The organism is Syntrophomonas sp. (genome assembly GCF_028707975.1).
Lineage (GTDB): Bacteria > Bacillota > Syntrophomonadia > Syntrophomonadales > Syntrophomonadaceae > Syntrophomonas.
In genome coordinates this window covers 1-8499 of record NZ_JAQVZX010000082.1, presented here as the reverse complement: position 1 = coordinate 8499, position 8499 = coordinate 1, and the positions used below count along the sequence as shown (strand labels likewise).

Genomic DNA, 8499 nt, shown 5'->3' with positions numbered 1-8499 from the left:
TTATGAAAAACTGGGCGGTCATATCATCGCCCGGGATATTGATAAATACCGGGGATTTACTGCTCCCGTGATTGCATATGGTTGGAATGAACTACCCGTATGTTTTTGAAACTCATCCTGGAGGTATGCAATAAACCCCAGGTAGAACAGCATTTTGTTATGATTGTCCAAAAATTTCTCATATAATTGATTTTCAAAGTTCTTGTCTGCAACAGCAGATGCTTTGGCCGGTGTTATTGCATAGTCAAGATAGAAGCCCTTTTCGCGAAAACAGGCTATTAATTCCCGGTTGATAGTATTGACTGGCATCTTTCCTCCATTAGCCTCCTACCCAAATAGTTTTCATTATCAGCTTTATTCCTTTATAATAATATTTGTTTTTACCCGTCTTTCCCCACCAACAAGACGGTTTAATACCTCGCCCTGGTAGTAAAAAGTGCTGGAGCCGCCGCCATCCAGATTATAGGCATCTCGAACATTCAATTCCAGCAGTTTGCGCTGCACTTCTTCCAAGGTTACCCCCTCACTCCAGCCAGTATTGCGTCCATCAATAACGATAAAAAGCAGATCATTATTTTTGAAATGACCAATCAGGGTACGTGGCTGCTTGGCATTCGCCCATTTCGAAGGAATAGGCTGCTTTTCTCCGTCTTTCAACAGGGTTGGCAAGAAACTGGCGCCATGTATAATTTTTTTCTCAGCCAATTCTTCAGGGCTTTCAATATGCCCCCCTACCAGCTGCCCTTCATCATTAAAGCCAACAAAACTGAAAACCTCATCAGTACCTGAACCGTAGAAGGTAACCACTTCCCCGTTTATCACCGTAATTCCTATGGGAATCATATTGCCTTCATGGGAGAAAAATCCGCCCGCATTTATTGCCAGGACGGCATTGGTACGCTTGGCAGCTTCTCTGGTCGTCTCACCTTTATTACCTGCCAAAACCATCTCCAATGCATCTATACTGTGCAGGCGCACTTTGGCCATATAGCCGCGATATCCAGTCTCGGTAAGAGAATAGACCTTGATAGTCGCTTTTTCGCCAAAACTTTGTCCAATAGGGTCACCCAGCATATTGGCAAGCAGGTAATCCAGTATTTCATTAGAGGCCAGGCTTTGTTCATGCGAGCTTTCAAGTAGTTCCTGTAAAGAGGATTGTTGTTTCTGGTATTCCCTTAGTTCTTGCTGGGCATTTTCTTGTATTAAACTAATCATTTGGGAAGATGTTGCGGCTGAGCCTGATAATTCTCCAACCGCCTGGTTTAATACGAGTATCTGCTCAGACATTTGATTAGCCTCTTTTAGAAAGATAGTATTATTAAGAGTCATACTTTTTATTTCTTGTGGTGAAAAAGGCTGAAAATGTGCGTATGCCAGTCCAGCCCCCATAAAAGGAATTATGATAAATAAACAGAATAATTGTAATCTAAAAAGCACGCACGGCCTCCTCCAGCTTTTCCAGCTGTTCCTTAAATAAAGCTAGTTGCTGATCCAGCTCGGTCATCTGTTCCTGCAGGCTTTGACGCGTTTCATCAGTACCTGTGAGGGTTTCACCTGTCAATTCAAGTTTTTCCCGAATTATATTCAACTCACTGCGAACCTGCATAATTTCTTGATTGGATTCATTAATATCTTCGCGCAGCAGCTGCATGCTTTTGTTTATTTCGGCTTCCACGCGCTGATTTTCAAGTTTGATTTCTTCCATCTGATTGGCAATGAGGGGGTGGGTTTGCTGCAGGTATTTTGAAGTAAAATAATATCCCCCATAAAAAAGCCCCGACCAAGCCAGGAGTGTAAGAACAACATAAATAATAGTTTTTTGCCGGGTATTACCGCCCGGGCTTGTTTCACCCTTAAAGCTCCTGGTTTGATATTGCAAATTCTGCTCGCTAGTTATCAATTCTCTGTCATCCATATGTATCTGCCGCATCCTTTCTTTTTGAACCACACCGTCTGCATTTCTTCCCGTCATGCTGTCACGACAAGATTTTACAAGGAAAATAATATTTTCTATACAACAATGGTTTGTTTTGAATTCTAACACAAAATCATTATTGTTGTGCAGGTGATACAGTTTGTAGCAACCATAAAAAGTTATAGCAATTAACCCGACTTTCACGCCAAATGCAAGAACAAAACATCATAACATTAAGCTATAAGTTAAACTATCGCGTTTATCTGTTATAGTTTAGGTTATAATTGTTGATAAGCGGATAAATACTTTCGAGAGGAGTTCGGGAGGGCATTGATAAAAAGGGAAACTTATATTAAACAAATCCGCCCATTTTTGAATAAAAACATCATCAAGGTTTTAACCGGATTGCGGCGTAGCGGTAAATCCGTCATGTTGCAACTTATTCAGGAGGAGCTTGCGAACGATGGGGTTGCCCCAAGCCAGTTTATTAGCATGAACTTTGAATCTGCCGAATATGCGCCACTTAAAACTGGTGATGTGCTGTATCAGGATTTAAGCCGAAAATTATCAGAAATATCGGGGAAAGCGTATTTATTCCTGGATGAAATTCAAGAGGTCACACAGTGGGAAACCTGTGTTAATTCCTTATCGGTTGATTTTGATGTAGACATCTATATTACTGGTTCCAACGCCAATCTTTTATCGGGTGAACTGGCGACCTACCTGGCCGGACGCTATGTTGAAATTAAGGTATATCCTTTTTCCTATCTTGAATTTTTGGATGTGTGCAGGCAAAAGGAGGAGATTTTATCCGACCAGGAGGCGTTCGTAAAATACCTGCAGTTGGGCGGAATGCCGTTTTTAATTAACCTCGATTTTGCGAAAGAACCCAGCTACCTGTATTTGAGGGATATATATAACTCTGTAATCCTGAAGGATGTCATACAAAGAAATCGTATTCGTGATGCTGAATTATTGGAACGGATTATTATGTATGTGGTTGCCAACATAGGCCACAGCTTTTCGGCCAAAAGCCTGTCCGATTTTATGAAAAGTGAAAACCGCAAAGCAGCCCCGGAAACGGTATACAACTATATAAAGGCCTGTGAGAATGCTTGTTTGTTTCATCGCGTGAAGCGGCAAGACCTGGTAGGTAAAAAAATACTGCAATTGCAGGAGAAGATTTATTTAGCTGACCATGGCATTCGCGAAGCTATTTACGGAAAAAATAGCCGGGATATTGATCAGGTTTTGGAAAATATCGTCTATATGGAGTTGCTACGTAGAGGTTATGAAGTTACCGTTGGTAAGATGAATCAAAAGGAAGTCGACTTTGCAGCCGATAAGCGCGGTGAAAAACTGTATGTTCAGGTTTGTTATCTTTTAGCATCCAAGCAGGTTAAGGAAAGAGAGTTTTCTGCGCTACTTGCGATTAATGATAATTTTCCGAAATATGTGGTATCAATGGATGAGTTAGAGCAGAGTTATTTAGGTATTAAACATATGAATATTCGGGATTTCTTGCAGAGTGGGAAGTTATAATTATCCGGTTCATAATCTGCTCCCCACCTCTAAGATTATTATAGACATATTTAATAGAACCATTATATACCTGCAAGAGCCGGGGATGGTATAAGTTTTTTGATCCCTGGATTCTCCGGGACGGTTAAGGGGTAGCTGCCATTTTTATGTAAAACTAGGTAGTCGCATCATCGCCCAGGATATTGATGAGTACCGAGGGTTTACGGCTAACATATTCCCCTTAAACCTGTCATATAGTTGTCATGTTTGGCATGCTATAATTGAGAAAAATATGTTAGGAGGCCATAAATATGCAATATCAGTTTGTTTTGGAAGAAAGGGAAGCTCAACCTACAATATCCATACGTACCCGAACAGCGGTTGAAAACCTGCCCCAAGTATTGGGGAAAGCCTATGGGGACATTATGAACTATCTGAGTGAAATAGGCGTCCAGCCTTCCGGTGCACCATATGTGGGCTATTTTAATACGGATATGCAAGACCTGGATATCGAATGCGGCTTACCGGTAGCTCAGTCGATAGCAGGCACTAATGAACTTAAACCTGGTGAAATTCCGGGCGGAAAGCAGGTATCCTGCCTGTATACCGGGCCCTACAATCAAATCGAACCTGCTTATAATGCCATTATGGAGTGGATAACCGCCAATGGGTACACCCCAACCGGAGTCTGTTATGAGTTTTATCTTAACAATCCCGCGGAAACGCCGGAAAATGAACTGTTAACCAGAATCGTCTTTCTTCTCAAGTAAAGGGACTTTTATTAAATAGTTAAAAACAGTTTAGGGGGCTTAGCCTGTCCCCTTAAACTGTTTTGGCAAAATGCTTTTGCAATATAATTGTGATTCTACTGCAAAAAGTTATTAATATTCATTGGCTTGTATAAATATACCGTTCAGCTACATTAAAAGCGACCGAAAAATGTGTAGGGAACGACCCCCGTGTCGTTCCGAATCAGGCTTTGTATATTTATGCAACCCTTATGCAACAAAAAGGGGTTTTCGCGGTGGAGTCAATTGTACAATATCGAGAAGTTTGCTTGAATTGCGAAAATCATTAATACATTTTTCACCATATCAACAAGAACAATAGAACTTTTGTTCTTTTTTCTGTTATACTATTTTTAACCTGAACGAAAGGACTATAATCATGCGAACCGGTACTGCCAACCTCCCTCTGCACGGGGGCAAGTGTCCTGCCTGGCTTTTTACCCACATGAAAGCCTTGAGCAAAGCTATCGTCGAAGTGATTTTAGAAGAAGACGGGCCTGATGAAGTCCTGCGCCGGCTTTCCCATCCATACTGGTTTCAGGCTCTAGGCTGTGTAGTAGGTTTTGACTGGCATTCCTCCGGGGTAACTACCACGGTCTGCGGCGCCTTAAAAGAAGGCCTGGCAGAGGTAGGCCCTCAAGCCGGTCTTTTTGTGGCCGGAGGAAAAGGACGTACCGCCCGTCAGACCCCTTTAGATATTATGAATCATGCTGATCGCCATGGACTAAGCTGCTCAGCCGAAGATTTGGTCTATGCCAGCAAAATCTCGGCCAAGGTAGATAGTGCGGCAGTACAGGATAGCTACGATATCTATCATCATTGCTTTTTCTTTACCCAAGATGGTCACTGGGCGGTTATTCAACAGGGAATGAATGAAGACTTACGGCAAGCGCGTCGTTACCATTGGCTGGGCGATGCTGTAGAATCGTTTACAACAGAGCCCCAGGCCGCTATTTGCTGTGACTTTACGACAGATACCTTAAATCTGGTGGCCAACGAAAATGAAAATATTCGCGAGATTAGCACTCATTTGGTACAGGAAAACCCCGATCGGCTCCTGGCGGAGATAAAACGCTTGCAGGAATCTTCCCTAACTTTACCGACCTGCCATCCTATACCTCGAACAGGCTATCTTAACAAAGCCTTGTATGCCGCTTATGATAAGCATCCGCAGGATTTTGAAGCCCTGCTTAATGTGTCCGGAGTAGGTGCCGGTACCCTGCGGGCACTTTGTCTGGTTGCCGAAGTCGCCTATGGAGCCCGGCCCAGTTTTAGCGATCCGGTACGCTATTCTTTTGCCCATGGTGGCAAAGACGGTTTCCCTTTTCCGGTTAATGAAGCGGATATTGAACAATCCTATACCACACTTGGGCGTGCACTCCGCAAGGCTAAAGCCGGACAACGGGAACAGCTTGATGCCTTAAGAAAGCTGGCCCGGTGGCATAGTGAATCCGTAAAGGTGCAAGCCAGCCCGATTCCTCCTTCCCCTCCCCAACCCGCAAATCTGGAAAAAAGCCCAGTACGGCAGCCGGGATTGTTTGACTTATAAGGTCTTTTTGATGATATCCGGGGCTTTTTGTAACGGATATAACCCGCATGAAAATACTTAATGCGTTCTCGGTAAATTCATAAAATCACCCATCACTGATTCGGAACGACACAGGGGTCGTTCCCTACATTTCTACATTACTGCACAGTTTAAACAAACTACGGCATTATCCACCTGACTTCTCATATTCTTTTCTTACATCCTCTTCGGTCACCTGGCAAAAAAGGCAAAACCGCCTTACTTTAAAATCTGGCTTAAATCCATCTTTGCATAAACCACGCGTTGGACTTCTACACTCTTATCCTGCTCTCGTACAACATAAAATACCGCATAATTCTTTACTGGCAGCAAACGGTATTCTTCTTCTAACGGTTTTGTCAACCTGTATATTTTGTGGGCATAAGGAAACTCCTGTAATAGAAAAATCGAATGGTCGAACGCATCCAGCAACTCTATCGCAGCTTTCGGCGCTTTCAATTGATTAGAAATGTATATAATAATTTCGGCAATGTCCTGTTCAGCAATCGGCAGATAGGTGATCTCATACATTTTCGTTATCTGCCTTTTCCATTAGGGTTTGCCTCAAACGGTTGAAGACTTCTTTATGGGAGAATCGCTGGTTGGTTAGCCTGGCTTGCATCTCAGCCTCCTTGAGTTTAAAATATATTTCACTTTCAAATTGAAGTTTTTCATAGGCTTCAAAACTCATAACAACCATATCGCCATACCCGTTTTTAGTTAAAAATACCGGTTGTGCAGTTTCGTGGACGATTTTGGAAATGTCTGCAAAATTATTTCGTAAATCGGATACCGGTCTAATTTGTAGCATAAAGATAATACCTCCCATTTAAATTTAGTGTGATTTTATCATAATTATGCTAAACCGTGCAAGATATATCAAACTGGTAAATATCCCCTCGTAGCTAGTAACAATATCCCAGAGATAGTTTCTACCAATAACAAGCTATATTTTTTAATCTGCACGAAGCAGTTGGCTGATTTTAAGATTTTTAAAGAGCTTACGAATTTCGTTAATAACCTTTTCAGACGGATCGATTTGATGTAACATGATATTGTGCATCCTTTCTACGTTTGGCCGTGTTTTTGTGGTTATTAACATTGTACCAAACGGGGATGCACTTTTGTGTCAATACCGGTTGTTTTAACTATTATGTCATTGTTTTGTCGGGCTTTTCAGCCGGTTTTTTGGTCATAAAATTGAGTTAATATTAAGAGCTACTAGCAAGTATGAAAGCTATATGACGGCTTAATCGTATTACATTGAAAGAATATTAGGAGATGGGGGTAATATTAATGAATCACAGGAGGTTGGAGCAGCAATTATGGTGTGGGTTATTAGTTGCAGCATTGTTAATGATGGCCGGATGCCAGGCTGGGTCATCAACTGGAGACAAGGATGCTAATCCTGGCGCAATTGCTTTGGCCCAGGAGTTTGCACCTTATAAGGAGATTTCAGTGCAAGATACAGCTATAGTTAAGCCTTATAAGGTCGCACCTGATTTATCCAATGTGATTAATGCTGAACGCTTTGATTTTTCGGATAATGCCCAGGAATCATTAATCAAAAATGGTTTTGTAGTGCTTCCCGCTATGGGCCATGAGTTTTTTATGACTTATGAGATTAACCGTTATGACAATGTGCCTAATTTCATTACCACGGATGCAGTAGTTCATAATTATCATCTCTTTTATTCTCATTTGTTGCAAAATGTTGAACAGCAAGCCTTGATACCGGAATTAAAGAAATTGAATGCCAGTCTATTACAGCGGGCGGAAACGGATTATAAGGATTTAAAGGGCAGTGACTGGGAAAATGCGGCTCGCCGCAATTTAGCTTTTTTTGCCGTAGGCAGTAAACTGTTAAATCCTGATACCAGGATTCCAGCTGCAGTTAAGACCGAGGTCGAACAGGAAATCAGTTTTATTAAAAAGCATGATTCTACTGAACTGTCACCGGTTATGGCCATGGGAACCAAACCGGATCTGATAGAAGGTTTAAAAGAAGATTATACCCAGTATATTCCCCGTGGTCATTATGCTAAAACGGATGATTTGAAAGATTATTTCCAAAGTATGATGTGGTACGGACGTATTACCTTCCGTTTAAAAGATGCTGATGAGACTCGTTCGGCTATTCTCATGACCCTGGCTTTACATAACGGTATTGGTGCCCGGGAGTGGGAAAAAATCTATACAACTACCGATTTTATGGTGGGCAAGAGCGACGATATTGGTTACCACCAGTATATCGAACTGCTGGAACAGGCTTATGGCAAGAATCTAACTCCTAAGAAGATAGCCGAGGATAGCCAGGGTTTTGATAAGTTTCGCCAATTAGCCAAGGATTTGCAAGCGCCGGTTATAAATTCGATTCCTATTTTTGATGCTACTATCCAACCGGATCGGGATAAGGAAGTCTTAGGATTCCGTTTTATGGGCCAACGATATACTCTAGATGCAGAAATTTTCCAGCATTTGATTTACCGTGAGGTAAGCGAAAACCTGGCCGGTGAACGGCGTATGTTGCCCAGTGGTCTAGATGTTCCGGCTGCCATAGGCTCGGACACCGCCGAAACTGTATTGAAAAAACAAGGTGCTTTTGAGTTTAAAAAATACAGCACCAATATGGCAAAAATGCAAAAATATATTGCCGGACTTAATGATGAGTGGCACCAAAACCTGTACTGGTCATGGTTATATACTTT

General features: G+C 42.0%; 8 protein-coding genes. 4 read left to right on the top strand and 4 right to left on the bottom strand.

The features are described from left to right. Nucleotides 1-354 precede the first annotated feature (354 nt). Together PHP87_RS09500 and PHP87_RS09495 are read right to left on the bottom strand one after the other, a co-directional pair. Nucleotides 355-1287 (bottom strand): phosphodiester glycosidase family protein, encoded by a 933-nt coding sequence (locus PHP87_RS09500; protein ID WP_299920649.1) that lies wholly within the window; start codon nucleotides 1285-1287, stop codon nucleotides 355-357. A 139-nt stretch (nucleotides 1288-1426) separates the two neighbouring features. After that, nucleotides 1427-1915: a hypothetical protein gene (locus PHP87_RS09495; protein WP_299920647.1), complete on the bottom strand. Its 489-nt coding sequence runs from the start codon at nucleotides 1913-1915 to the stop codon at nucleotides 1427-1429. Nucleotides 1916-2245: 330 nt separating this feature from the next. On the opposite strand from PHP87_RS09495, the gene PHP87_RS09490 reads away from it, so the two are divergent. The 3 genes from PHP87_RS09490 (at nucleotide 2246) to PHP87_RS09480 (ending at nucleotide 5773) form a co-directional block, all read left to right on the top strand. Then, a complete protein-coding gene (locus tag PHP87_RS09490) occupies nucleotides 2246-3457 on the top strand; it encodes an ATP-binding protein (RefSeq protein ID WP_299920644.1) in 1212 nt (403 codons plus the stop codon). Between the two features lie 290 nt (nucleotides 3458-3747). After that, entirely contained in the window at nucleotides 3748-4206 is a 459-nt protein-coding gene (locus PHP87_RS09485; protein ID WP_299920641.1) for a GyrI-like domain-containing protein, read from the top strand. Between the two features lie 397 nt (nucleotides 4207-4603). Then, the gene (locus tag PHP87_RS09480; protein ID WP_299920639.1) at nucleotides 4604-5773 is read left to right on the top strand and encodes a DUF763 domain-containing protein; all 1170 of its coding nucleotides are present in this window, start codon (nucleotides 4604-4606) and stop codon (nucleotides 5771-5773) included. A 237-nt stretch (nucleotides 5774-6010) separates the two neighbouring features. Here the strand turns inward: PHP87_RS09480 and PHP87_RS09475 are convergent, their stop codons facing one another. Then, a complete protein-coding gene (locus tag PHP87_RS09475) occupies nucleotides 6011-6322 on the bottom strand; it encodes a type II toxin-antitoxin system RelE/ParE family toxin (protein WP_299920636.1) in 312 nt (103 codons plus the stop codon). Further along, nucleotides 6315-6602, bottom strand: a complete 288-nt coding sequence (locus PHP87_RS09470) for a type II toxin-antitoxin system Phd/YefM family antitoxin (protein ID WP_061213299.1) — start codon at nucleotides 6600-6602, stop codon at nucleotides 6315-6317. Before PHP87_RS09470 ends, PHP87_RS09475 begins: the two co-directional genes overlap by 8 nt. A gap of 485 nt (nucleotides 6603-7087) precedes the next feature. On the opposite strand from PHP87_RS09470, the gene PHP87_RS09465 reads away from it, so the two are divergent. Next, the coding region (locus PHP87_RS09465; RefSeq protein WP_299920632.1) for a DUF3160 domain-containing protein at nucleotides 7088-8499 on the top strand (1412 nt) is incomplete at its 3' end.